Raw genomic sequence first — 21523 nt, 5'->3', positions numbered from 1 at the left:
TTAACAACGCGCATTATCACCCTGATCCATATTGATATTTCCGATTGCTCCGCGCGTAGAACGTCTGTCTTTCGCCGCGCGAATGGCGCGGATCACTTCTGAATTTTGGGAGTTTCCATTGCGATCGGACTCCGCTTTGATCCACTCCTTGAGCTCTTGCGGAAGCCGAAGCTGCATTGGTTTACGACTGTTCATGAAACGCCTCCAGGTTGAAACCATATTCAACTAGTGGCATTTAGCCACTATTGCGTCAATCGCTTTTTATGGCACAGTGCCACCATGCCAGAACAAAGCTCTCAAAATCAGGATAAATTCATCGTGCGGCTGCCAGACGGCCTGCGCGATCGAATACGCCTCGCAGCCGAGGCCAACCATCGCAGTATGAATGCTGAGGTCGTTGCCCTACTCGAAGAAAACTATCCGGCCCCAGTGCCGGAAAAACTGGACGACCCCGCCGCGCGACTGTTGTTTTGGCTCGCCAAACGCATCCGCAGAAGGAACCCGAAGCCCGGAACTCCCAGAGATAAGCAAGCCGCCCTGTATGAGCGCATTGCGGGCGATATCGCGGAACGTATGAAGGACATCGGCGAATAGCCTTAGTAGGCCACCCACTCATATCCATGGTTGCCTTCGTGATCTTCCCATTCGACACCGACCCCGCGACGCCAGCTTGACGACGAACAGCGCCGTGACGGCAGAACCCATTGCGGGGCGGCCGTTGGTGTCGTGCGTTGCCAGCCAAATTCGCCTTGTGTGCCGTAGGTCCCGAGGCGCATGTTATAACTCTCAGAACAATCATCGTCGCGGCCACGTTCGCGATGGCTGTAGTGCCGAACATCCCAAACACGGATCGAGCGCACAAAATCGAATTCCAGACCACTGATGTCGATATCGGCACCGTCTTCGACCACCTGAGCCAGGATGACTTGGCCAAGCGTCTGACTTGATTGGTTGCTGGCCTCCCAGACTTTAGGGGCAATACTTTGCAACGGCGCGCGCTCAGAAACCCCCATCGGGCAGCGCCAGATTTGCAACGGCGGCTCAATCGGCCAGGGCGTGATCCGGCGGATAAACACTGCTCGGGCGTGGGCACATTCTGCTGACGCGGGCCAACCACCGGCCAGGCAAAGCAGAATGGCGCAATCGACCTGATAGGCCTTTGCCGCCTGCGGGGCCACGGTTGAAAGAAGAGCCACGACAGCTCCGGCGCTCAAATTTCTGATAAGTCTGCACCACATATCAATAAATGCCTTCTGACTACATTACTGCATTATTGATACACTAGCTCCAACCTCAACCTTCACACCATATGCGAGCATAGGGTTTATGATGTTCGCGCGCGTTTTGTGGAATATATTCCGTAGAGCGGTTCTTGTGATCTGGCCGAATACAGGCCATGAAATTACGGGAACAAGTAGGGTTAAATATCCGGAATCTAAGAAATTCCAGAGGGTTGAGCCAAGAACAATTAGCATTAGCTGCCGACCTGGATCGTAGCTACATCAGCGAGATCGAACTCGCGAAATTCTCAGCATCGATCGATGTTCTGGAGCGGATTGCCCATGCTCTCGACATCGCTCCCAAGGAACTGTTTAACGAGAGGGGCTAGTTTTGCCCGAACTTGAGAGTGTTCGCACGACGGCCGAAGCCATCGGTCGCATTACGTGTATCAAGACTGGCGAAGAAATCGGTCTGCTGTATCAGTGGGATAACGGCGAGACGCAGGCAGCGTTATACGATGGCGGCCATCCTAAAACACCACACCGCTCAGATCACCCCGCTGAACCGGACCTTGGTGCAAAACGCAGCTAACGCCCGGAAAGAGCCATCCTGTGAATTCGGTTCTCTCGCTGTGCGCGCTCGCAGAACTTTCGTCATAAAATTACAGCGAAGATCCTTGCTGTGCTGCAGCAGGAATAACGGTCACTCGCACCTCTGACGGTGAATTCGTCAACGGAAATGGCTGAATTGCCTTTCAGGCCACCCTAAATCGGGGCTTGTTCAAGCCAGGGCTTGGCCCAAGGCTCTCGCAGTCGACACAACGGCGGCACGTGCCTTGGTAAGTGCTTCATAGTCAAACCTTTCGCGCGGCCCAGACACCGCGAGAGCCCCGTAAAACTGTCCGGTCGCGTCTATGACCGGAGCAGCGACAGCCGAGACATGGGGATTCCGCTCGCCTTGCGAAATACAGCTTCCGTCCGCCGCGAGACGCGCTTTTGCGGCACTGTTGCCCAGATAGTAGGCAGCCAAAATATGAGCTGACGCTCCTGAACGCATGGTCAGGCGCGTGCCCTCTTCAAGGTGGTGCCGTACCGGATCGGGTGAATTCTCACGATACAGGCATACCCGCTCATCTTGATCGGGAACATGGAACGAAGCCGTCTCGCCGGTTTCGCCAACAAGTTTGCGCAAGGCGGGGCGCACGGATTCGCCGAGTTCGAAATTCAGGCGGTACAATCCGCCAAGCCGCCACAATGCTGGCCCAAGACGAAAACGCCTGTCTGGACCGCGTTTCAGATAGCCATATCGTTCCAGAGACGCCGCAAGGCGGCTGATGTTACTTTTGTGAAGCCCTGTTTCCGAAGCGATTTCCGTCAACGTCAACATTTGTCGTTCTGTCGAGAAAGCTTCGAGAATTGACAACGCCTTTTCGACGGACTCGACGCGGGCCTGCTTCATTTGTTCCACTCTGCGCAACTACGTTTATATAATGTTGCCAGCATCGCAACAACTTGTCTACCCTCCGGCTCATCTTTTAGGGAGGAACTGAAGTGAAATTAAGCAAACTATTCGCAGCAAAGGCTGCACTGGCGACCGCGGCCGTGATGACTTTCGCGGTTCCGGCGCAGGCCACGGAATGCGTCGCAGGGGCCAACCCCGGCGGCGGCTGGGATTTCACCTGCCGTCAGATCGGCAAGATCCTGTACGACATCGGCGCGGTCGATAAACCTGTACAGGTTACCAACATGCCCGGTGGCGGCGGCGGCCTGGCCTTTACCCATGTGGTCACCGACCGCAACGATGATGCCGACCTGATCGTGGCAGCGTCGTCGGCGACCAGCACCCGTCTGGCGCAGAACGCCTATGCTGGCATGACTGCCGATCAGGTGCGATTTGTCGGCGCTATCGGGATTGATCCGGGCATACTGGCCGTGGCCGCCGACAGCCCGTACCAATCGCTGGGTGATCTGGTCGAGGCGGTCAAAGCCGATCCAGGCTCGGTCGCGTTTGCCGGCGGTTCATCCACAGGCGGGTTCGACCACATGAAACCGCTGATGGTCCTGAAGGAGGGCGGCTTTACCGACATCACCAAGGTGAAATATATCGGGATGGACGGCGGCGCCGATGCCATCACACAGACCGTGGGCGGATTTACGCAGGTGATGACCGGCGATTTGTCCGAAGTTGTGGGTTTCCTGGCCAATGGCGATCTCCGCGTGATCGCGGTGCTGACCGAAGAGCGCGTGCCGGGGTTTGAGGACATCCTGACCGCCAAGGAACAGGGCTACGACGTCGTTGCTGGTAACTGGCGTGGGCTTTACATTCCGCGCGGTGTTTCTGACGACACGTTCCAGATGTGGGCTGGCAAGCTGCAGCAGGTTGCTGACAGTCCTGATTGGGCCGAAGCCATGGCTGCTAACGGCCTGGCACCGTTTACCATGGTTGGAGATGATTTCCAGGGCTATGTCGATAACCTGATCGTCGACATTCGCCAGATGTCGAAAGAACTGGGGGTTATCCAGTAATGGCCTCTGATCGGATTTTTGGTCTGATCGCTCTGATCACGGCGGTCGCGTATATCGCGGCTGCCACTCAGATCCAGACCAACCCATTCTCGGGCGAGTTTTTACCCAAGCTGTTCCCGCTCTTGATTGGCGGTGTCGCAGCAATTGCCTCTTTGGTTTTGGTCTTCAAACCCGATCCAGACCCCGAATGGCCCGACGGCCGAACATGGGGCAACCTGTTGGTCGCAGTGATTGTGTTGGCTTTCTATTCGGTGCTGATGTCACCACTTGGTTTCATCCTGCCCACAGCAGTAGCGGCCACAATCCTAAGTTACCAAATTTCACCGAACCGCAAGAAAGCCATCCTTGCTGGGATCGGTCTGTCGCTCGGTCTGTTCGTTGTCTTCAAGTTCATTCTGATGCTGGGAAACATCGTCGCATACCGCATCCCAACGCCTGCAAAGCTATGGGAAGCAATCTCAATTCTTATTCCATTCGTGGGGCACTGATCCATGGAAACCCTCGCAAATCTCGCCCTTGGCTTTTCGGTGGCACTGTCGCCTTACACTTTGATGCTGGCCGTGATCGGTTGCTTTATTGGTACCATCATCGGCGCCCTGCCTGGTCTGGGCCCATCGAATGGCGTCGCCATTCTGATCCCGATTTCCTTTGCACTTGGTCTTGATGCGACCGCAGCTTTGGTCTTAATGACCGCCGTTTACTACGGCGCAATGTATGGCGGGCGGATCAGTTCCATTCTGCTGAATATTCCAGGTGATGAACCTGCTTTGATGACAACGCTGGACGGCTACCCGATGGCCAAGCGAGGCGAAGCTGGCAACGCGCTGGTTCTGTCTGGTGCGGCCTCTTTCGTTGGTGCATTTCTGGCCACTGTCGGCCTGATACTCCTGGCCCCCGTGCTGGCGCGAGTAGCGTTTCTGTTCGGACCGGCCGAATATTTTGCTCTTTATATGCTGGCCTTCTGCACGCTGGGTGGTATGGCCTCGAACAACCAAGCAAAGTCAGCCATCGCCGCTTGCATTGGCCTTGGTATCGCGGTGATCGGGGTAGATTCCTCGTCTGGCCTGCCGCGCCTGACAGGCGGCAACTTGCACCTTTATGACGGCGTTGATTTCTTGGTGGCCATCGTCGGACTTTTTGCCATTGCCGAGTTGTTTTTCTTTGTCGAAAGCCATGGCAAAGGATCATCCATCGGTGTGGTTTTGGACAAAGTCTCGATCCCTTGGAAATACATCCGAGACACGAAATGGACGATGCTGCGCTCATCTGGCGTCGGTTTCATCGCAGGTGTTTTGCCCGGTGCCGGTGCTTCATTGGGATCGTTCCTGGCCTACATGACAGAAAAATCCATCGCCGGCGAAAAGGGCGGCTTTGGCACCGGGGCGCCCAAGGGCATTGCCGCCCCCGAGGCAGGCAACAACTCGGCCGCGGGCGGAGCGCTGGTGCCTATGTTGACGCTTGGCGTACCAGGCTCTGGCACAACGGCCGTTCTGCTGGCGTTGCTCATGACATTGAACATCACACCGGGACCGACGTTGTTTCGTGACAACCCAGATGTTGTCTGGGGCCTGATCGCATCGCTGTTGATCGCAAACGTTGTGTTGCTGATCATGAACGTGCCGATGGTGAAAATCTTCGTAAAGGTCCTCTCAGTGCCTGCGTGGATCCTGCTGCCGGGTGTCACAATGATCTCGACCACAGGGATCTTCGCACTCACTGGCAGCTACTTTGATCTGCTGATGCTGGTCGGCTTCGGGATGCTGGGCTACATCCTGCGAAAACTGGATATCCCAACGGTGCCCGTGATCCTTGGCATCCTGCTGGGCGGCCATATGGAGGACGCCTTGCGCCGCGCTATGACCCTGTCAGACGGCGACGTGGCCTATCTGTTCTCGTCCCCGATTGCGATCGGGCTGTGGGCGGCGGCGGTTGCTGGCTTCATCGCGCCAATGTTCCTGCGCAACATTCTGCGAAAGCCGCAGGCGATCACCGACTGAGGATCACATCACCGGGCATCGTCAGGTTGTTGGGAACCTGACGATCCCTCGCAGTCAAAAGCGAACGGCCGGTTTGAAACAGCGGCCACAGAGCTATCTGCTTTGGCTTTGAAACAAGGATACGATAATGCGAGCAGCTGTTGTTCGAGATTTCAATGAAGATCTCTCTATCGAAAAGGTTGACGACCCGGCCTGCCCAGACAACGGGGTCATTCTGAAAGTTGCGGCTTGCGGGGTTTGTCGATCAGATTACCGCGGTTGGTCAGGCGGACATCCCAAGGTGCAGAACGGATCTATCTTGGGACACGAATACTGCGGAACCGTTGTAGAGGCTGGCCCGCAGGCACAATACAAAGTTGGCGACCGGCTAATCGCACCGTTCATTCTTGGGTGTGGCAAATGCCTGGCCTGCAACACCGGCGTTTCCAACACATGCGCAAATCAGATCGTACCCGGATTTGGGACGCCGGGAGCCTATGCCGAATATGTCGCTGTGCCGCTTGACCACAATTTGGTTTACCTGCCGGACAGTTTACCCCCCGCGTTGGCCGCAGGATTGGGATGCCGCATCACGACCGCGTGGCATGCGTTGACCGATCGCGCCGGTGTTCAGGCGGGTGACTGGGTCGCGGTCCACGGAGCGGGCGGGATCGGCCTCTCGGCTTTGCTTCTGGCAAAAATGCTGGGTGCGCAGGTTGTCGTCGTTGATATCGTTGAAGAAAAACTAAAATTTGCCAAGCAACACGGTGCCGACGCGGTGGTGAACGCAGCCAAAAACGACGCCGCAGAGGCAATTCGGGAAATCACGGGCGGCGGCGCGCAGGTCTCAATCGAAGCCCTCGGAATTGAAGCCACAACAAACGCATCTTTGGAATGCCTTGCGATGTTAGGCCGGCACGTTCAAATCGGCGCGCCATCAGGCGATGGCCTAATGCAAATTAGTGTTCGGTCGATCTACTCTAAGCAGCTGTCCCTTTTTGGGACACGCGGCATGCCATCATGGAAGTATCCAAACCTCCTTAGCATGATCGAACGCGGGAGCGTCGATCTCAGCCCAATGGTCGCAAGAGAAATCGCGCTCTCAGAGGCAAGCACGGAATTGCGCGCAATGAAGGGGCCTACGCCTCCGGGAACGGCAGTTATCACCAATTTTCTGAAATAAACTAAAATGTTAAAAGCCAAGGCTGAATACTCTTAGCAAGGAAAATGGAATACAGTAATGAGCTCTTTCTCAGCATTCGCCGCTGCTTGCCGGGATGCCTGGCGCCAGATCGCGAACGTCCCACGATCATCATGACTATTCGGGAAACCCGTGCATTTGCCGATGTTTCGCCGGAAAACGCCGAGACCTGGCGAAAGGCCGGTCTCAGCATGCGACGGCATCGCGGATCGCTGCGGGATTTCATGGCGGCTCAGAGCCCAAAGCGCCGAATGCTGCGGCAAGGTTCAAGTGGCGCTAACTGTTATAGAAGCTGCCATTCACATTTGCGGATCAACGGTATGCAAGTGAGAGATTGCGTTCCGCTCAATCCCCCAAAGCTTCACTCGGCGGCAATGAACTTGGGGGCAGGTAAAGATCGTTTCCGATGCCATCTTCGCAAGATCGAAACGAGATAAACACAGCTCATAAGCGCGAAATATGACGTTTTGTTCGGCTCTGAGGCTCCGGAAACGAGAGGGGTAATCCTACGGAGTCAAAAGAATCCTTGACCAATTCCAACATCAGCTCTAGTAAAAATGAAATAGCGTTTTGAAGAGTGAAACGCTGAGGGATAAAATGCGGAGTCGCTCATATCGCGGACCCGCAAGCCAACCAACAGTTAGGGAGGAGCCTGACATGATTAAAGATAACCGAAAATTGACGCTTACTGCGGGTCTCGTGGTTAGCAGTCTGGCAATGGCTGCGCCTGCCTTCGCCGAAGGCGAGGTGGTGTTTTCATCCTGGGGAGGCTCCTTTCAGGATGCCTTGCGTTCCGCCATGCTGGAACCCGCAGCCAGCGCATTGAATGTCACGGTCAAGGAAGATACGACAAACGGCATCCAGGACGTGCGCGCACAGATCACAGCGGGTGCCGTCGCCTGGGATGTGACCGAGCAGGACTTGCCCTCGTGCGAGACGCTCAGCCGTGAAGGTGCTCTTGAGCCGATTGATTATTCGGTTGTCGACACGACGGGTATCCCGGAGGAGCTGATCCACGAAAACTACATCGGCTTCATCAACTTCACCAAGGTGATTGCCTATCGCAAGGATGCCTTTGGCGACAATGGTCCGTCCAACTGGGCAGAGTTCTGGGATCTGGAAAACTTCCCCGGCAAGCGCGGCATGCACGGCAAGGTGAACTACAATCTTGAGGCCGCCCTTATGGCCGATGGTGTGCCTATGGCAGAAATCTACGACATTTTGGCCACGGACGAGGGCATGGAGCGCGCCTGGGCCAAGTTGGGTGAGATCGCACCCGAAGTTACCGTTTGGTATCGTGGCGGATCACAATCCGCACAATTGCTGCGTGATGGTGAAGTAGACGTGATTCACATGGGCCATAACCGCGTGGAAAGTGTGATCGCATCAGGCATTGACGTTGCATATGCATTCGATGGTGGCACGATGGATGTCGATTGCTTGCTGGTGCCCAAAGGCGCGCCGAACGTCGAAAATGCGATGCGCCTGATCAATGAATTGCTGAGTGCCGAAGCGCAGGCGCGGCTGGCCGTGACAATGCCGCTGGGCCCGGTCAACACGGGTGCATTCGATGCCGGGATTATCTCGGAAGAGATGGCGGTCAAGGTCAACACCCATCCCGACAACTACGGCAAGCAACTTCTGGTCGATCCGAACTTCTATATCGGCCAGTTGGGTGAGTTGACCGAAGAGTTCGACACGCTGATCCAGCAATAATCCAATTTGGCGCAGTGCATCTCGTGCTGCGCCTTTTTCGTCAGGTTAGGAGCCCCTATGTCACCTGCTGCCCAATCCCTTCCCATCGACATTTCCAACCTTTGCAAGGCCTACGGTGCGGTCAAAGCGCTCGATGACGTATCGCTGAATATTTCTGCAGGTGAATTCCTGACACTGCTTGGGCCATCGGGCTCGGGCAAAACGACGCTTTTGATGGCACTGGCCGGTTTTGTACGCCCAGATGGCGGATCGCTCCGTTTTGGCGGTCAGGAAATGATTGCGACGCCGCCCCATAAGCGCGGCCTCGGCATGGTTTTCCAAAGCTATGCGTTGTTCCCATTCATGACGGTGGCTGAAAACGTGGCCTATCCGCTGAAAATCCGCGGGGTTTCCAAAAGCGATCAAAAGACCCAAGCCGAACGTGCGCTGGATACGGTACAGCTTGGCGGCTATGGAGATCGGCGTATCACTCAATTGTCTGGCGGCCAGCGACAGCGTGTGGCTCTTGCCCGCGCCATGGTTTTCGAGCCGCAGATCATCCTCATGGATGAACCCCTGTCCGCGCTCGACAAAAAGCTGCGCGAACATATGCAGATTGAACTGAAGGCGCTCCATGAAAAATTGGATGCGACCGTTGTCTACGTAACCCATGACCAGCGCGAAGCGCTGACGATGTCAGACAGGATTGCGGTGGTCAATCACGGTCGGATCGAGCAGATCGATACACCCGAGCGGCTGTATCGCCAGCCACACAGTTTCTTTGTGGCGGATTTTATCGGCGAATCCATTTCGGCGCCGGTGAAGGTAGCCAATGATGCGGCGCAGCTTGGTGGGCGTTTGCTGAAATCCAATTCACCCATCGCCCAGGGACGGGGTGGCCACCGCCTGGTGATCCGGCCCGAATTGCTGGAGGTCACCGCGGGTGCAGTACCTGAAACTGCCAATGATCTGTCCGGCCGGGTCAAAGACATCATTTATCAAGGCGACAGTGTGCTGGTTATCGTTCAGCACGACAGCGCAGGCGAGATCAACTTGCGTGTCCCTGCCAATCGCGCTGGCCAAACCGGGCTGCCTTCCAAAGGAGAGCAAATTGGCCTTGCCCTGCATCCCGAAGACACGATCATCGTACCGGAGCATGTGGCATGAGTATCGCCGAGGTCTATGAAGGTGCAGGGACGCTTCAGAACGCCAGCACGCTCAAAACTGAAGAACGCCGCGAAAGATTGACGTTTTTTGGGCTTTCGATGCCCGCGGTTGTGACGATTCTTGTTGTCGTGTTTCTGCCAATTTTCTGGTTGTCTTCGCTCTCGTTTTACAATGCGGCGGGCGAGTTGAGCATGGAAAACTACGCGCGCATCTTTGAAAGCGCTTTGTACCGTCGGACCTTTGTTGTCACCTTTCAGATCAGCATCGCTGTGACGGTGATTTGTGTCCTTCTGGGATATCCGCTGTGTTACTGGCTGACCAGGATGCCGAACAGAACGGCTGCCATTTTGATGGTTTTCGTGCTGGTCCCGTTCTGGACGTCGGTTCTGGTGCGGACATATGCCTGGCTGGTGCTGTTGCAGCGGAATGGCATCATCAATTCGTCGCTGATGTCGCTTGGCATCGTCGAGGAACCGCTGCAACTGGCGCACAACCTCACGGGATCAATCATTGGCATGGTACATATCATGCTGCCGTTTCTGGTTTTGCCGCTCTACGCCACCATGCGCAACATTGACACCGACCTGGTTCGGGCCGCTGTGGGGCTTGGCTCCAGCCCGCGCGGGGCATTCTGGCGGGTGTTTTTCCCGATGTCCCTGCCGGGCCTTTTTGCCGGCATCGTGCTGGTCTTCATCCTGTCACTTGGGTTCTTCGTCACACCTGCTTTGCTGGGCGGTGGCCGCGTGCAGATGCTGGCGCAACGCATCGAAAGCACAATCACGGTCTATTCCAATTGGGGTGCAGCATCCGCATTGGGCGTTGTCCTGCTGCTGCTGGCTCTGGCGATGATCTGGCTGATGAACCGTGTCTTCGGGCTCGACAAACTCTTTATGCGCTGAGGAACTGAAAATGGAACAAGTCGGACAACGTAAAATCGACGGTCTGTGGCTGACTGTGGTCGGCATCGCGGTACTGTTCTTTCTGATCCTGCCAACGCTAATTGTGATCCCGATGTCGTTTTCGGGGGCCTCATATCTGGAGTTCCCACCAACGTCATTTTCGTTTCGCTGGTACACGGCCTATTTCACCTCCGCAGAATGGATGAGCGCCACAAAGACCTCACTGATCGCGGCTGTATTGACCACGGCGATCGCAACACCTTTGGGCTCACTTTGTGCATATGGCCTGCATTGCTCTGCCCCACGGATCAGGAGCGCTGCGCAGATCCTCGTGATCATGCCCATCGTCGTACCGGTGATCCTGATCGCCGTCGGCGTGTTCAGTCTTTATGCCAAGCTGGGCCTCAACTACACGCTGACCGGAATCGTGATCGCCCATACCGCGCTGGCGCTTCCCTTTGTGATCGTGACCGTGATGTCGGGTTTGCAGAACTACGATTTCAATCAGGAACTGGCGGCGCGCAGCCTGGGTGCATCCCGAGCCTACGCGTTGTGGACGGTGACTGTGCCGCAGGTCAAATTCTCGATCCAGACCGGGGCCTTTCTGGCCTTCATCACATCGCTGGACGAGGTGGTGATTTCGATGCTGGTCTCGGGTGGCGAAAAGGCCACAATCACTCGTCGCATGTTCAATTCGCTGCGCGATCAGCTAGATCCGACCATTGCAGCGATCTCGACCTGCCTGATTATCGTGTCAATCTCGGCGCTCATCGGCGTGCAGTTGATTGGCCGCAGCAAGAATGCTGACAAATGATGGGCTCTTTATATCTGACCAATCTCGGCCCGGATCTGGCGGGCGGCATCGAGCACCGCGGCGCGATAGCCTTCGACAGTGGTTTCGTCGAAGCGAACGCGCAGGCCCGACAGGCTGACTGCACCCAGCAGCTCGCCCTCAAGCCCAAGAACCGGAACCGACAATCCAGCAACGTCCGGATCACGTTCACCAAGGCTGAGATAATAGCCGGCCTTCCGAATGTTGGCGGCCTGTTTGCCTTGCCTGATAGAATAGGCATCCAGCACTCGGCCCGACGAGCCAATGCCCAGCGGAATGACCTCGCCCTCCTGAATATGATCCCGCGCAAGCCTAGGCGAGTTGACTCTGTAGAGGCAAACGCCGGAGTTGCCGCGTTGCACATAAAACGACGCGCTTTCCCCCGTTGCATTCACCAGGTTCGCCAGCACAGGGCGCACAATAGGCCCCATGCGGAGGTTCTGGCGAAATACGGATCCAAGACGCCACAAAGACGGGCCGAGGTGAAACAGGCCTTCGCCGTCTCGCGTGATATGGCCAAACTTTTCAAGAGAGACGCTCAGCCGCAAGATTGTTGCTTTATTGACGCCACTACGGTCCGCAACTTCTTTCAGAGACAGCCCCGCATCGCCGGGCTCAAAGCTGTCCAGCACACGCAATGCGCGTTCGACCGCTTCGACACCACCATTCGTGTCGGGGGTTCGGGGCTTGTCGGGCATGGGCAGACCTTTCGACGCAAATCCGTCACTTTTTATAGCTGGTTTGAACGCAATTGGAAATCGCAAATAATGAAGGCATCTGGCAATGAATAGCGCGCAGAAACAAATGATAACAACTGGTTATGCTGGCCTGCCATTTGGCGAGATTTCGCAATGCGATGCAGGATCTGTCGGGCTTTTGGGTGTTCCAAGCGAAGTCGATAGCGGGCCACGTTCCGGCGCCTCCTTGGCACCGGATGCGCTGCGCAAGATGACCGGACAGCTTGGAACTAGCCTGCCTGTAAACGGCCGGGATCTGGGTAATCTGGACCTGTCGGGCGATTGGTCCGGCGTATTGAAACAGCTTGTGGCGCAAATGGTGGATCGCGGCATTGTGCCCGTCGTTCTGGGTGGCGCGTCTGATGTCGCCTCTGCTGTACTGGGGGCCTTGCCTGATCTGCCGGTTGTCGCGGCCATGCCACTGGCTCGGCGTGATCTTACAGAACGACCAGCAAACACGATTTGGGTGGGTTTGAATGGCGGGCAACCTGCCGATGTTTGGGATCAGATCGCTCAGCGCACGATGGATTGGCGTACCGCCCGGCGGTTGGATGAAGGGCACGCAGACTTTTCTGACACGCCCGAGCGCACTGTTCTCTGGATCGACATATCGGTCGTTGATCTGGGGCATGCAGCCGGTGCTATCGGCCTTAACCCCGGCGGAATGAAACCCGAAACCTTGGTTTCCGTCATTGGGGCAATGTCCTGCCGCTGGCAGGCGATTGTGATCACTGGCCTTGCGCCTGCCCGCGACACGCGTGGCATGTCGGAATTGGCGGCCATTGAAACCCTGAACGCGGCTTTGCGTCATGGGTGATGCGGCGCAAATACAGTTTGACGGGATCCCCAGTTTTCTGGGCATGCCTGTTGGCGATCTGGAAGACCTCGTGCCTGGGCAAGTCGCGGTAGCAGGATATTTTTGTGACAATCTCGACCGACCAGCGGCAGAGCAACGCTACCTCGCGAGGCAATTACGATACGCCTCCCGGCCCGGAAAGGCCCCCGCGAATGCCATTGACCTGGGGGACGTGAATGTATTTCCGCTTGAGCCGGATAAGCATTTTTCCGCAATTGTCTCGCAATGCGAGGCGGTTCTGGAAACCGGTGCGCGGATGGTGCTGGTTGGCGGAGATTCCAGCGGACTGAAGGCGCTTAGCATCGCGACACAAAAAGTCACAGGTGCGGATGTTCCTGTTATTCCGGTCACAGGGGGCGTTGCGGGGCAATTGTCTCACGCTCAACCGGTCATCCTTTCTGTGGATTTACAAGAGCTTGCGGGCAAATGGGTGTCGCACCCACGTCGCCTGACCGGGATGTCACCTGCACAGATGATCGCGCAAATTGACACTACCCCAGGCAATGTCACCGCCGCAGCAGTTTTCGGACTTGCCCCGGCGTTGGACGATCGTGGCAGAACTGAAACCTGCGCCGCGCTGGCGATCTTACAGGCGGTGACAGAGCGTCTTGAGAAAGGAGCTGGCTGATGCCTTTACGATCGGCCCCATTGCCGCGCATGGCAGGGCAACTGTCGTTCATGCGCGCACAAACCAAAGCAATCGGAGAAGTCAGGCCCGGCGATCTGGCAGTGCTGGGCGTCCCGTTTGAAGACACCAGCGCGCCGCATGCCGGGCAGTCCCTGGCGCCGCGTGCGTTGCGCGAAACCTCGGTCTATTTCGGTTGGCATGCAAACCCACAATTCAGTCACCCGGTAGATGTCGATGCACGTCAGGACATCAGTACCGACGGTCTGCACGAGCGGCTCTGTGACCTCGGAGATATAGCAGCAGGGTCTGAGGACGCGATCCACGCGGCATTGAGAGCAGCAACGCGTCAGATCAGCCGCAATGGTGCCTGCGCCATAATACTGGGTGGGTCGGATCGCATGTCCGAGACAGTGCAGAGCGCGCTGCCTCATTGTCAGACAGCGCAGCTTGGCGGTACGCCAGATAATGCGCGCGACTTTCATGTGGCACCCTTGCCAAATGGGGCGGGTATGACCTGCAGCTTGGATACTGCTGCGGAGCTTGCAGCGTATTCAAGGTGGCGGGATATATCAAAGCCGCTGTTTGTGCGGTTTGATCTCTCGGTGTTTGAAACGTCGATCAGCGCGCTGTGTGATCGGCCCCGTTTGGGGGGGCTTGATCTGGATACGGTGGTGCAATGGCTCAGCGCTCTGGGTCAGCACGAGGTCAGTGCCATCATGTTGACCGGTCTGAACCCGAACAGGCCCGGAATGGGTGTGGTGAAGGTTGGCCAACGACTGATGGTTACGGCTCTTCTGGCATTTATCTATGCGCGCCTCGGATTTGGGATTGAGCATCCGGGTCGCCTAACTTCCAAGGAAAATGTACTGACATGACTGCAGCTAATACAACATTCCACCCGCCCCTGGCTCAACCGGGATATCGGCTGTTTGATGGGCCTTTGCGTGACGTGACCGACGTCAATGCGGATCAGATCGGCGTGGTGGGCATGCCGAGCGACTGGACACATTCCAGCCGCCTTGGCACAAGGTTCGGCCCCGAAGCATTGCGCAGGGCGACAAGTCTTCTGCAATCTTTGCGTCCGCAGGGAGCCAGCTTTGATCCAGACACAAGCCGCCGCACCGTGCCTGCGACCGACTGGCTGATCGATTGCGGCGACGCAGAGATCACAGCGCAAGACGTTGATGCAACGACCGAAGCCATCGCCACAATGACTGAAACGCTGACCGTTGCAGGGGCGATCCCTCTGGCATTGGGTGGTGATCACTACAATAGCTTCCCGGCCTGTCTGGGCTATTCCCGCGGGCTGGCTAAACGTGCACCAAACGCGCGTTTTGGCTATATCCAGATCGACGGTCATCTGGATTTCTCCGACCGGCTGGGCGCGTGGGGCAGCCACAACCACGCAACCAATGCACGCCGGATTTCTGAACTGCCCAACATTGATGTGTCCAATATGGTCTGGATCGGCATCACGGGCTGGGTCGATGGCGGTGATCTCGCGCTCATCGAAGAACAGGGCGGTCGGGTGTTTTCAGCTGGCGATGTGCAAAAACTCGGAGCGCCCGAGGTGATGCGCCAGGCCTTTGCGCATGCCATGCAGGGCTGTGACGAGCTTTATCTGTCCATCGACATCGACGCGATGGACGCGGGCTACCTTCCCGGCACAGGCTCCATCGTGCATAGCGGCATTACACCGCGTCAGTATTACGATCTGCTGGATGGACTGGCCGAGGCCCCCTTGGGCGGGTTGGACATTGTCGAGGTCTCACCCCCGCTTGATCCCTCACAGCGCACGGAATTCCTTTCGGCGGAAATGCTGTTCCGGGTTCTGCGCCGCTTCCGCACTCGACCTTTGAAAGGGCTGGTGACAGAGCAATGATGGACTATATCGGAACCCGTCAACTGGGTGGGCTATCACATGTAGGGCAAATCCTTGCCCCGGCAACCCGACCCTGGATCACGGATCTTGCAGCGCTTTGCCCCTACGAGGGTCTGCAACCCGGTAACCTCCCGGAATTTGAACATGACCCGGATTGGGACAACTGGGCGCTCACTGACAGTCCAAAAGACCCGACCAAACGCCTGAACTGGCATGTGTTTCAACAGGGAGGCACCCGGTATCTGGTGGCCGACCGGATGCTAATGAGCCGCGTTAGCTGGCAGGATCTGGACGATGCCGGGTATGTCTATGGCACAGAGGTGTCCATCGATGGCACTACGTTTCGATGCCGGTTGCTGACCGGTGGTGATACGCCCCGAAATGACCCCTATCAGGGTGCGACTGGGCCCAATGAATGGGATGCGTTGGTGGGCGGTGCCGCCGTGTCAAACGCGCCCCAACCGGACCCAGCCAATGGTGCAGCCCCGCTTCGCCCGGATCACCTGACCTCACCTCATAACCGTTTGTGGAATTGGTTCGGGGCGGTCAGCTGGACCGCCGAACCTGTCGCCAACCGTGCCGATGGGCGGGTATGCCGGGGCTATCACGGCCCGACCTATTTTTATGTGAACACTGTAGACCACCGGCATGAAGATATCGGTTGGCGACCAGTTCTTGAGGAAGTGCAATGACTGTAGACCCCTTTCCCAACTATATCGCCGGAACATGGGCCGCTGGCAGCGATGCTGTTCCAAACATCAACCCATCTGACCTGAATGACACGATTGGCAATTACGCGCAGGCAAGTGCCAACCAGACGGTTGAAGCGATCGAAGCCGCGGCTGCCGCCTTTCCGAAATGGCGCGCGACATCGCCTCTGGTCCGGTTCGAAGCACTGGACCGGATTGGGTCGGAAATCCTTGCCCGTGTGGACGAACTGGGCGACATGCTGGCCCGCGAAGAGGGCAAAACCCTGTCCGAGGCCAAGGCCGAAGCGCATCGTGCCGGGCATTTGTTCAAATATTTCGCGTCTGAGGCGTATCGTGCTACGGGCGACGCTTACCAATCTCTGCGCGAAGGTGTGTCGCTTAAGGTTGTACGCGAGCCGATCGGCGTCGTCGGCGTGATTACGCCCTGGAATTTCCCACTGGCGATCCCGGCATGGAAAATTGCGCCCGCTCTGGCCTATGGCAATACGGTCGTGTTCAAACCTGCCGAACTGGTGCCCGGTTCTGCGTGGATGTTGTCCGACATCATTGCCCGTGCGGGCCTGCCCGAGGGTGTGTTCAACCTTGTAATGGGCAAAGGCCGTGAGGTCGGGGAGGCGATCGTTTCACACCCCAAAGTTTCTGGGGTCACGTTCACCGGCTCCACACCTGTCGGTCGCAATATGGGGGCTGCGCTGTTCGCCCGCGGGGCCAAAATGCAGCTTGAAATGGGGGGCAAGAACCCGCTGGTTGTCCTCAATGATGCGGATCTGGACCTGGCGGTTCACTGCGCTTTACAGGGTAGCTTTTTCTCGACCGGGCAACGATGCACGGCGTCGTCCCGCCTGATCGTCACTGAGGGAATTCACGACGCATTTGTCGACCGTCTTTGTGCGGCCATGAAAGATCTCAGGATCGGTGATGCGCGCGGGCCAGAAACCCAGATTGGCCCGGTGGCCAGCGAGGCGCAGCTGGCTATCGACAAACGATACGTTTCTCAAGCCATGGATGAAGGCGCAACGCTTGCCGCAGGTGGCGGCGAAGTCAGATCCAAAACCCCCGGACATTACTTTGCTCCGGCCTTGTTTACGGGTGTGTCACCACAGGCAGCCGTGGCGCGGGACGAAATCTTTGGACCCATCGCCGCTGTATTGCGCGTGTCGGACTATGATGCTGCCCTTGCTACCTCCAACGACTGCGAATTTGGTTTGTCAGCGGGCATCGTCACGCGGGATGCGGCCAAGATCGAACATTTCACACAGAACGCCGAGGCAGGCATGATACAAGTTAATCTGCCCACAGCAGGCATGGATTTTCACGCGCCATTTACCGGCCGAAAAGGATCATCCTATGGCGCGCCGGAAAAAGGCAGCTATTGCCGCGAGTTTTTCACGGCAGCCAAAGTTGTACACGAAGGGCGCGGATAATGACGCAGGCACCTTTGAAGGGCATTCGCATTCTTGATCTGACCAATGTGCTGGCCGGTCCGTTCTGCTGCCACCACTTGGCGCACTTGGGGGCCGAAGTTATCAAGGTTGAGGCCGCTGGGCGGGGCGATCTCGCCCGCCAACTGGGGGCTGACCCAGAGCTGAACAAGGCCAACATGGGTGTGTCTTTTCTGGCCCAGAACGCGGGTAAGAAATCGGTCACAGTCAACCTGAAGAACGCACGGGGCCGAGAGATTTTTCTAAAACTCGTCGAAACGGCAGATGTTGTGGTGGAAAACTTCCGGCCCGGTGTCATGAAGCGCCTTGGCGTGGGCTACGAGACCCTAAAAGAGGTCAATCCGACGCTGGTCTACTGTGCCATCTCGGGCTTTGGCCAGGAGGGCCCGTGGATCCGCCGCCCGGCCTATGATCAGATCATCCAGGGCACCTCGGGTGTGATGTCGATCACCGGCGGTGGCGAAAGCGCGCCATTGCGCGTTGGGTATCCGGTGGCAGACACGGTGGGCGGTATCACCGCAGCATTCGCGATTTCATCTGCTCTAAACGCCAATCCGCGCGGTACGTTCATTGATGTTTCGATGCTGGAATCGGTGCTGGCGACAATGGGCTGGGTGGTGTCGAACTATCTGATCGCAGGCGTCAATCCGACCGCCAACGGCAATGAGAATCCCACTTCGGCGCCTTCCGGCGCGTTTGAGGCAAAGGGCGGGTTGATCAACATCGCCGCCAACAAGGACCAGCAATGGGAGCTTCTGACTGACCACCTGGGTTTGGCCGCGTTGCGCGAACGTCCTGAATATGCCACGCGTGAGGATCGCAAACGCCACAGGCTGGCTCTGAAAACGGAGCTTGAGGCCGTGCTAAAGACCCGACCACCGCGCGACTGGGCCAAGGAGCTCAATAGTATCGGCGTGCCCTCGGGAGCGGTTTTGACAGTGCCGGAGGTACTGGAAATGCCGCAGGTTGCAGACCGCGGATTTCTTGGCCAGTTTGAAAATGTACCCGGCGTCGGACGAGACATTCAGGTCGCCACGACCGGCATCAAACTGGACGGCAGCGCGCCCACCGTCGATGCGCCACCGCCCACGTTGGGGCAGCACAACACTGAAATCTGGAGTGAGTTAGGGCTTTCACCGGAAGACATTGAAAAACTGGCAAAGGAAGGCGCGATATGACGGACACCGCAGGACGCAAAGATGCCGATGACATGCGCCACTGGTGGCGCACCGCAATTATCGACATGGCGCCAGGGCGGATCGCCTTTCGCGGCCACCCGATCCAGGACCTTATAGGAAATGTCAGCTTTGCTCAGATGATCTGGCTCATGGTGCGGGGCGATATGCCCACGTCAGAACAGGCGGCACTTTTTGAATGTGCGCTGGTGGCGGGCGTGGATCACGGTCCGCAAGCGCCTTCGATAGCTGCCGCCCGCATGGCAGCGACCTGCGGGCTTGGGCTCAACAACGTCATGGCCACCGGGGTCAACATGTTGGGTGACGTGCATGGCGGCGCTGGTGAACAATGCGCCGAACTTTATCTCGACGTCGCCAAACGGATCGATGACGGCGCCGAACAGGACGCTGCCGTCCGCGACGGTATCGCCGTCTGGCGTGAGGAAAATGGCAAAATTGTCTCGGGCTTTGGCCACCGGTTCCACAAACCCGTCGATCCCCGCGCACCAAGGTTGATGGAGCTGGTACGCGAGGCCGCGAAGTCTGGTACGGTGGATGGGCGGTTTGCCGACATCGGTGAGGCGGTTCAGGCGGAAATCGGACGCAAGCGCGGTACTGAGATCGCAATGAATATAGATGGGGCCACGGCTGTTATCTTTTGCGAGCTGGGCTTTCCACCCCCGCTCTCCCGCGGTCTGTTCTGTCTCTCCCGCTCGGTAGGCGTCTTGTCTCATGGCTGGGAACAAATGCAGCAGGGCGGCCGGAACAAAGGGCCAATGCCCCCGCGGTATCTGCCGGAATACATTGGTGTCAAATCGGAGAGCTAAACCGATGAAACCTCTGAAGACCGCAGTTATCGTTTGCGGTCGGATCAGCGACATCTATTTTAAAACACTGGCAAAATATGACGCGGTTGAAGTTGTGGCCTGTGCCAGGCTGCGCACCGCAGATCGAGGGGCACCTGTCAGGTATCAAAGGTCGCGTAATCGCTATGAACATCGATGGCGCGACCGCCGCAATTTACGCCGAGCTTGGCTTTAAAGCCCAACTCGCGCGTGGGCTGTTCTGCCAGTCTCGGTCAGTGGGCATCCTGGTACACGCCTGGGAGAAGACCCAGCAAGGCAGTCGGAACAAAGGCCCGTTGCCCACGGGGACCCTTGGACCTACTTCAAACCCGACATGCGCCGACGCAGCTGGCAGGCTTTCCACTTTCCAAAAGAAGTGGAAAAATAGATAGGGACACGCCATGCTAACACTGCCAACATTGCCAGCCCTCGGGCTCTCGGTTCTATCGCTTGCGGTTGGTGCTGCCGGAGCTTTGGTTGGCTACTTGGTTAATCTCCCGCTCTATATGCTGACGGGACCAGCGGTGCTGGTCTCGGTCCTGTCGCTGTTCGGGATGCGCCTTGGTATTGCGCCGCTGCTGCGCGACATCGCATTCCTGTTTATAGGAATTGGTATTGGGGCCGGCGTGAATGCAGAGGCGGCAGCTGCGATGCTGAGTTGGCCGCTTGCCTTTGTGGCATTGGCAATCATGCTGGTTCTGGCCATGATCTTGTGCCGCACCTTGTTGGTGAATGGATTCGGATTTGATCAGCGCAGTGCGGTTTTGGCGTCTGCACCGGGCCACCTAAGTTTCGTGATAGCCTTGGGCGAGACTCACGGCGTAAATCTGACGCAGGTAACTGTTGTACAATCAGTACGGGTACTGCTGCTAACACTAGCAGTTCCGGCGCTCGCAGCGCTGATGGGGTTGGACCTGTCTCAGGGCATGACCCCGGATGGGGATACTCTGAGCGCAGGCTATATCGCGGCGTTGGTCGTTCTGTCTCTAATCGCAGGTTGGGTGCTGGAGCGATTCCGCGTCCCTGCGCCGCTCCTCATCGGCGCAATGCTAGTTTCCTCTGTGGGGCATTTGTCAGATCTCTCTCCCGGTATTCTTGAGCCAAGAATTACTATGGCTTGTTTGGTGCTGATGGGCACACTAATTGGCTGCCGCTTTGGCGGCACAAGACCTGTGATGCTGTTTCGATATGCGGGCGGCGGGGTGGCGATCACGGTGTTGACCACGGCGCTTTCTGTCGGGTTCGCGGTCCCAGTGTCGATGTTTTTGAATATGCCCTTGCCCCATGTTTTGGTCGCTTTTGCACCCGGGGGGCTCGAGACCATGATAGTCATGGGGGCGGTGCTTGGCGCCAACCCGGGCTTTGTCGCAGCCTGCCATGTGGGCCGACTGCTGGTTCTGAGCGTGCTCATCCCGTTCATGGCCGCGCGGGTGCGGGATGAGCCTGCCCCCGTTTCACCGAACACCTAAGCGGTTTCGGTTTTGGCCCTGAAGAACTCGTGAGGCGATTTCCATTTCAGGCCGCTGTGTGGATGGTTTTCGTTATAGTCTTCGATCCAGTCTCCTATCAATTTCTAAGTGGTTTCTGCATCAGGCAAGGGTTCACACGGACGTAGTCGCGCTTGAGCGTCTTCACAAGCCGTTGGACTGCGGACTGGCCACCGGCGTGAAGCAGGGCTTCAACCCTAGCTGGCGGGCAAAGATGCGGGTGTCCTTGGCCGTGAACCCGATCT

At 57.3% G+C, this 21523-nt stretch carries 24 protein-coding genes and 2 pseudogenes; 21 read left to right on the top strand and 5 right to left on the bottom strand.

Annotated elements, in window-relative coordinates; genetic code table 11:
• Positions 1 to 195 carry an Arc family DNA-binding protein gene (locus tag ACR0MO_RS00670; protein WP_024096636.1) on the bottom strand — a complete coding sequence of 65 codons (195 nt, stop codon included), beginning with the start codon at positions 193 to 195 and terminating at the stop codon, positions 1 to 3.
• Positions 196 to 279: 84 nt separating this feature from the next.
• Between ACR0MO_RS00670 and ACR0MO_RS00665 the strand changes: the two genes are divergently transcribed.
• Positions 280 to 594 (top strand): Arc family DNA-binding protein, encoded by a 315-nt coding sequence (locus ACR0MO_RS00665; RefSeq protein ID WP_040103946.1) that lies wholly within the window; start codon positions 280 to 282, stop codon positions 592 to 594.
• Between the two features lie 2 nt (positions 595 to 596).
• Here the strand turns inward: ACR0MO_RS00665 and ACR0MO_RS00660 are convergent, their stop codons facing one another.
• Positions 597 to 1238: a hypothetical protein gene (locus ACR0MO_RS00660; protein WP_170574424.1), complete on the bottom strand. Its 642-nt coding sequence runs from the start codon at positions 1236 to 1238 to the stop codon at positions 597 to 599.
• Between the two features lie 158 nt (positions 1239 to 1396).
• Here ACR0MO_RS00660 and ACR0MO_RS00655 point away from each other — a divergent pair, with 158 nt between their 5' ends.
• Complete coding sequence (locus ACR0MO_RS00655) at positions 1397 to 1609, top strand: helix-turn-helix domain-containing protein (protein WP_040103945.1); 213 nt, start codon at positions 1397 to 1399, stop codon at positions 1607 to 1609.
• Between the two features lie 2 nt (positions 1610 to 1611).
• A complete protein-coding gene (locus tag ACR0MO_RS00650; protein ID WP_170449555.1) occupies positions 1612 to 1812 on the top strand; it encodes a hypothetical protein in 201 nt (66 codons plus the stop codon).
• A 189-nt stretch (positions 1813 to 2001) separates the two neighbouring features.
• On the opposite strand, the gene ACR0MO_RS00645 is transcribed toward ACR0MO_RS00650, so the two are convergent.
• Positions 2002 to 2679, bottom strand: a complete 678-nt coding sequence (locus ACR0MO_RS00645) for an IclR family transcriptional regulator (protein WP_170449553.1) — start codon at positions 2677 to 2679, stop codon at positions 2002 to 2004.
• Between the two features lie 92 nt (positions 2680 to 2771).
• On the opposite strand from ACR0MO_RS00645, the gene ACR0MO_RS00640 reads away from it, so the two are divergent.
• The 8 genes from ACR0MO_RS00640 (at position 2772) to ACR0MO_RS00605 (ending at position 11498) form a co-directional block, all read left to right on the top strand.
• Positions 2772 to 3746 carry a Bug family tripartite tricarboxylate transporter substrate binding protein gene (locus tag ACR0MO_RS00640; RefSeq protein ID WP_480470251.1) on the top strand — a complete coding sequence of 325 codons (975 nt, stop codon included), beginning with the start codon at positions 2772 to 2774 and terminating at the stop codon, positions 3744 to 3746.
• The gene (locus ACR0MO_RS00635) at positions 3746 to 4234 is read left to right on the top strand and encodes a tripartite tricarboxylate transporter TctB family protein (RefSeq protein WP_170449549.1); all 489 of its coding nucleotides are present in this window, start codon (positions 3746 to 3748) and stop codon (positions 4232 to 4234) included. Before ACR0MO_RS00640 ends, ACR0MO_RS00635 begins: the two co-directional genes overlap by 1 nt.
• 3 nt (positions 4235 to 4237) lie before the next feature.
• A complete protein-coding gene (locus ACR0MO_RS00630; RefSeq protein ID WP_170449546.1) occupies positions 4238 to 5743 on the top strand; it encodes a tripartite tricarboxylate transporter permease in 1506 nt (501 codons plus the stop codon).
• Positions 5744 to 5870: 127 nt separating this feature from the next.
• A complete protein-coding gene (locus ACR0MO_RS00625; protein WP_170449544.1) occupies positions 5871 to 6905 on the top strand; it encodes a zinc-binding dehydrogenase in 1035 nt (344 codons plus the stop codon).
• Between the two features lie 735 nt (positions 6906 to 7640).
• A complete protein-coding gene (locus tag ACR0MO_RS00620; RefSeq protein ID WP_480889250.1) occupies positions 7641 to 8639 on the top strand; it encodes an ABC transporter substrate-binding protein in 999 nt (332 codons plus the stop codon).
• 57 nt (positions 8640 to 8696) lie between these two features.
• A complete protein-coding gene (locus tag ACR0MO_RS00615) occupies positions 8697 to 9785 on the top strand; it encodes an ABC transporter ATP-binding protein (RefSeq protein WP_170449540.1) in 1089 nt (362 codons plus the stop codon).
• The gene (locus ACR0MO_RS00610; protein ID WP_170449538.1) at positions 9782 to 10684 is read left to right on the top strand and encodes an ABC transporter permease; all 903 of its coding nucleotides are present in this window, start codon (positions 9782 to 9784) and stop codon (positions 10682 to 10684) included. The genes ACR0MO_RS00615 and ACR0MO_RS00610 overlap by 4 nt, the downstream gene beginning before the upstream one ends.
• A 10-nt stretch (positions 10685 to 10694) precedes the next feature.
• The gene (locus ACR0MO_RS00605; RefSeq protein WP_170449536.1) at positions 10695 to 11498 is read left to right on the top strand and encodes an ABC transporter permease; all 804 of its coding nucleotides are present in this window, start codon (positions 10695 to 10697) and stop codon (positions 11496 to 11498) included.
• 8 nt (positions 11499 to 11506) lie between these two features.
• Here ACR0MO_RS00605 and ACR0MO_RS00600 read toward each other — a convergent pair whose 3' ends face one another.
• Complete coding sequence (locus ACR0MO_RS00600) at positions 11507 to 12214, bottom strand: IclR family transcriptional regulator (RefSeq protein WP_170449533.1); 708 nt, start codon at positions 12212 to 12214, stop codon at positions 11507 to 11509.
• 106 nt (positions 12215 to 12320) lie between these two features.
• Between ACR0MO_RS00600 and ACR0MO_RS00595 the strand changes: the two genes are divergently transcribed.
• From ACR0MO_RS00595 to ACR0MO_RS00550, 10 genes and pseudogenes are all read left to right on the top strand, one after another.
• Positions 12321 to 13070, top strand: a complete 750-nt coding sequence (locus ACR0MO_RS00595; protein WP_170449531.1) for an arginase family protein — start codon at positions 12321 to 12323, stop codon at positions 13068 to 13070.
• The gene (locus ACR0MO_RS00590) at positions 13063 to 13737 is read left to right on the top strand and encodes an arginase family protein (RefSeq protein ID WP_170449529.1); all 675 of its coding nucleotides are present in this window, start codon (positions 13063 to 13065) and stop codon (positions 13735 to 13737) included. The genes ACR0MO_RS00595 and ACR0MO_RS00590 overlap by 8 nt, the downstream gene beginning before the upstream one ends.
• On the top strand, positions 13737 to 14612 hold the full coding sequence (locus ACR0MO_RS00585) for an arginase family protein (RefSeq protein WP_170449527.1): 876 nt from the start codon (positions 13737 to 13739) through the stop codon (positions 14610 to 14612). Before ACR0MO_RS00590 ends, ACR0MO_RS00585 begins: the two co-directional genes overlap by 1 nt.
• Positions 14609 to 15619 carry an agmatinase family protein gene (locus tag ACR0MO_RS00580; RefSeq protein ID WP_170449524.1) on the top strand — a complete coding sequence of 337 codons (1011 nt, stop codon included), beginning with the start codon at positions 14609 to 14611 and terminating at the stop codon, positions 15617 to 15619. Before ACR0MO_RS00585 ends, ACR0MO_RS00580 begins: the two co-directional genes overlap by 4 nt.
• Entirely contained in the window at positions 15616 to 16311 is a 696-nt protein-coding gene (locus ACR0MO_RS00575) for a hypothetical protein (protein WP_170449522.1), read from the top strand. Before ACR0MO_RS00580 ends, ACR0MO_RS00575 begins: the two co-directional genes overlap by 4 nt.
• The gene (locus tag ACR0MO_RS00570; RefSeq protein ID WP_170449520.1) at positions 16308 to 17753 is read left to right on the top strand and encodes an aldehyde dehydrogenase family protein; all 1446 of its coding nucleotides are present in this window, start codon (positions 16308 to 16310) and stop codon (positions 17751 to 17753) included. The genes ACR0MO_RS00575 and ACR0MO_RS00570 overlap by 4 nt, the downstream gene beginning before the upstream one ends.
• A complete protein-coding gene (locus ACR0MO_RS00565) occupies positions 17753 to 18949 on the top strand; it encodes a CoA transferase (protein ID WP_170449517.1) in 1197 nt (398 codons plus the stop codon). The genes ACR0MO_RS00570 and ACR0MO_RS00565 overlap by 1 nt, the downstream gene beginning before the upstream one ends.
• Positions 18946 to 19773 (top strand): citryl-CoA lyase, encoded by an 828-nt coding sequence (locus tag ACR0MO_RS00560; RefSeq protein WP_170449515.1) that lies wholly within the window; start codon positions 18946 to 18948, stop codon positions 19771 to 19773. Before ACR0MO_RS00565 ends, ACR0MO_RS00560 begins: the two co-directional genes overlap by 4 nt.
• Before the next feature lie 149 nt (positions 19774 to 19922).
• Positions 19923 to 20183 (top strand): annotated as a pseudogene (locus ACR0MO_RS00555) (hypothetical protein); the annotation flags it as partial.
• Positions 20184 to 20192: 9 nt separating this feature from the next.
• Positions 20193 to 21260 (top strand): AbrB family transcriptional regulator, encoded by a 1068-nt coding sequence (locus tag ACR0MO_RS00550; RefSeq protein ID WP_170449511.1) that lies wholly within the window; start codon positions 20193 to 20195, stop codon positions 21258 to 21260.
• Here ACR0MO_RS00550 and ACR0MO_RS00545 read toward each other — a convergent pair.
• Positions 21257 to 21515, bottom strand: a pseudogene (locus tag ACR0MO_RS00545) (integrase core domain-containing protein); the annotation flags it as partial. The gene ACR0MO_RS00550 and the pseudogene ACR0MO_RS00545 overlap by 4 nt on opposite strands.
• Positions 21516 to 21523 lie beyond the last annotated feature (8 nt).

The organism is Ruegeria sp. K5 (genome assembly GCF_056531805.1).
This window is presented reverse-complemented; position numbering and strand designations above follow the sequence as displayed.

Bases quoted from the DNA above. Each gene is read 5' to 3' on its own strand.
- ACR0MO_RS00590 (WP_170449529.1), top strand. From the start codon at position 13,063: ATGGGTGATGCGGCGCAAATACAGTTTGACGGGATCCCCAGTTTTCTG.
- ACR0MO_RS00670 (WP_024096636.1), bottom strand. From the start codon at position 195: ATGAACAGTCGTAAACCAATGCAGCTTCGGCTTCCGCAAGAGCTCAAG.
- ACR0MO_RS00615 (WP_170449540.1), top strand. From the start codon at position 8,697: ATGTCACCTGCTGCCCAATCCCTTCCCATCGACATTTCCAACCTTTGC.
- ACR0MO_RS00560 (WP_170449515.1), top strand. From the start codon at position 18,946: ATGACGGACACCGCAGGACGCAAAGATGCCGATGACATGCGCCACTGG.
- ACR0MO_RS00550 (WP_170449511.1), top strand. From the start codon at position 20,193: ATGCTAACACTGCCAACATTGCCAGCCCTCGGGCTCTCGGTTCTATCG.
- ACR0MO_RS00655 (WP_040103945.1), top strand. From the start codon at position 1,397: ATGAAATTACGGGAACAAGTAGGGTTAAATATCCGGAATCTAAGAAAT.
- ACR0MO_RS00630 (WP_170449546.1), top strand. From the start codon at position 4,238: ATGGAAACCCTCGCAAATCTCGCCCTTGGCTTTTCGGTGGCACTGTCG.
- ACR0MO_RS00645 (WP_170449553.1), bottom strand. From the start codon at position 2,679: ATGAAGCAGGCCCGCGTCGAGTCCGTCGAAAAGGCGTTGTCAATTCTC.
- ACR0MO_RS00610 (WP_170449538.1), top strand. From the start codon at position 9,782: ATGAGTATCGCCGAGGTCTATGAAGGTGCAGGGACGCTTCAGAACGCC.
- ACR0MO_RS00660 (WP_170574424.1), bottom strand. From the start codon at position 1,238: ATGTGGTGCAGACTTATCAGAAATTTGAGCGCCGGAGCTGTCGTGGCT.
- ACR0MO_RS00595 (WP_170449531.1), top strand. From the start codon at position 12,321: ATGATAACAACTGGTTATGCTGGCCTGCCATTTGGCGAGATTTCGCAA.
- ACR0MO_RS00570 (WP_170449520.1), top strand. From the start codon at position 16,308: ATGACTGTAGACCCCTTTCCCAACTATATCGCCGGAACATGGGCCGCT.
- ACR0MO_RS00585 (WP_170449527.1), top strand. From the start codon at position 13,737: ATGCCTTTACGATCGGCCCCATTGCCGCGCATGGCAGGGCAACTGTCG.
- ACR0MO_RS00600 (WP_170449533.1), bottom strand. From the start codon at position 12,214: ATGCCCGACAAGCCCCGAACCCCCGACACGAATGGTGGTGTCGAAGCG.
- ACR0MO_RS00620 (WP_480889250.1), top strand. From the start codon at position 7,641: ATGGCTGCGCCTGCCTTCGCCGAAGGCGAGGTGGTGTTTTCATCCTGG.
- ACR0MO_RS00575 (WP_170449522.1), top strand. From the start codon at position 15,616: ATGATGGACTATATCGGAACCCGTCAACTGGGTGGGCTATCACATGTA.
- ACR0MO_RS00605 (WP_170449536.1), top strand. From the start codon at position 10,695: ATGGAACAAGTCGGACAACGTAAAATCGACGGTCTGTGGCTGACTGTG.
- ACR0MO_RS00580 (WP_170449524.1), top strand. From the start codon at position 14,609: ATGACTGCAGCTAATACAACATTCCACCCGCCCCTGGCTCAACCGGGA.
- ACR0MO_RS00635 (WP_170449549.1), top strand. From the start codon at position 3,746: ATGGCCTCTGATCGGATTTTTGGTCTGATCGCTCTGATCACGGCGGTC.
- ACR0MO_RS00625 (WP_170449544.1), top strand. From the start codon at position 5,871: ATGCGAGCAGCTGTTGTTCGAGATTTCAATGAAGATCTCTCTATCGAA.
- ACR0MO_RS00565 (WP_170449517.1), top strand. From the start codon at position 17,753: ATGACGCAGGCACCTTTGAAGGGCATTCGCATTCTTGATCTGACCAAT.
- ACR0MO_RS00665 (WP_040103946.1), top strand. From the start codon at position 280: ATGCCAGAACAAAGCTCTCAAAATCAGGATAAATTCATCGTGCGGCTG.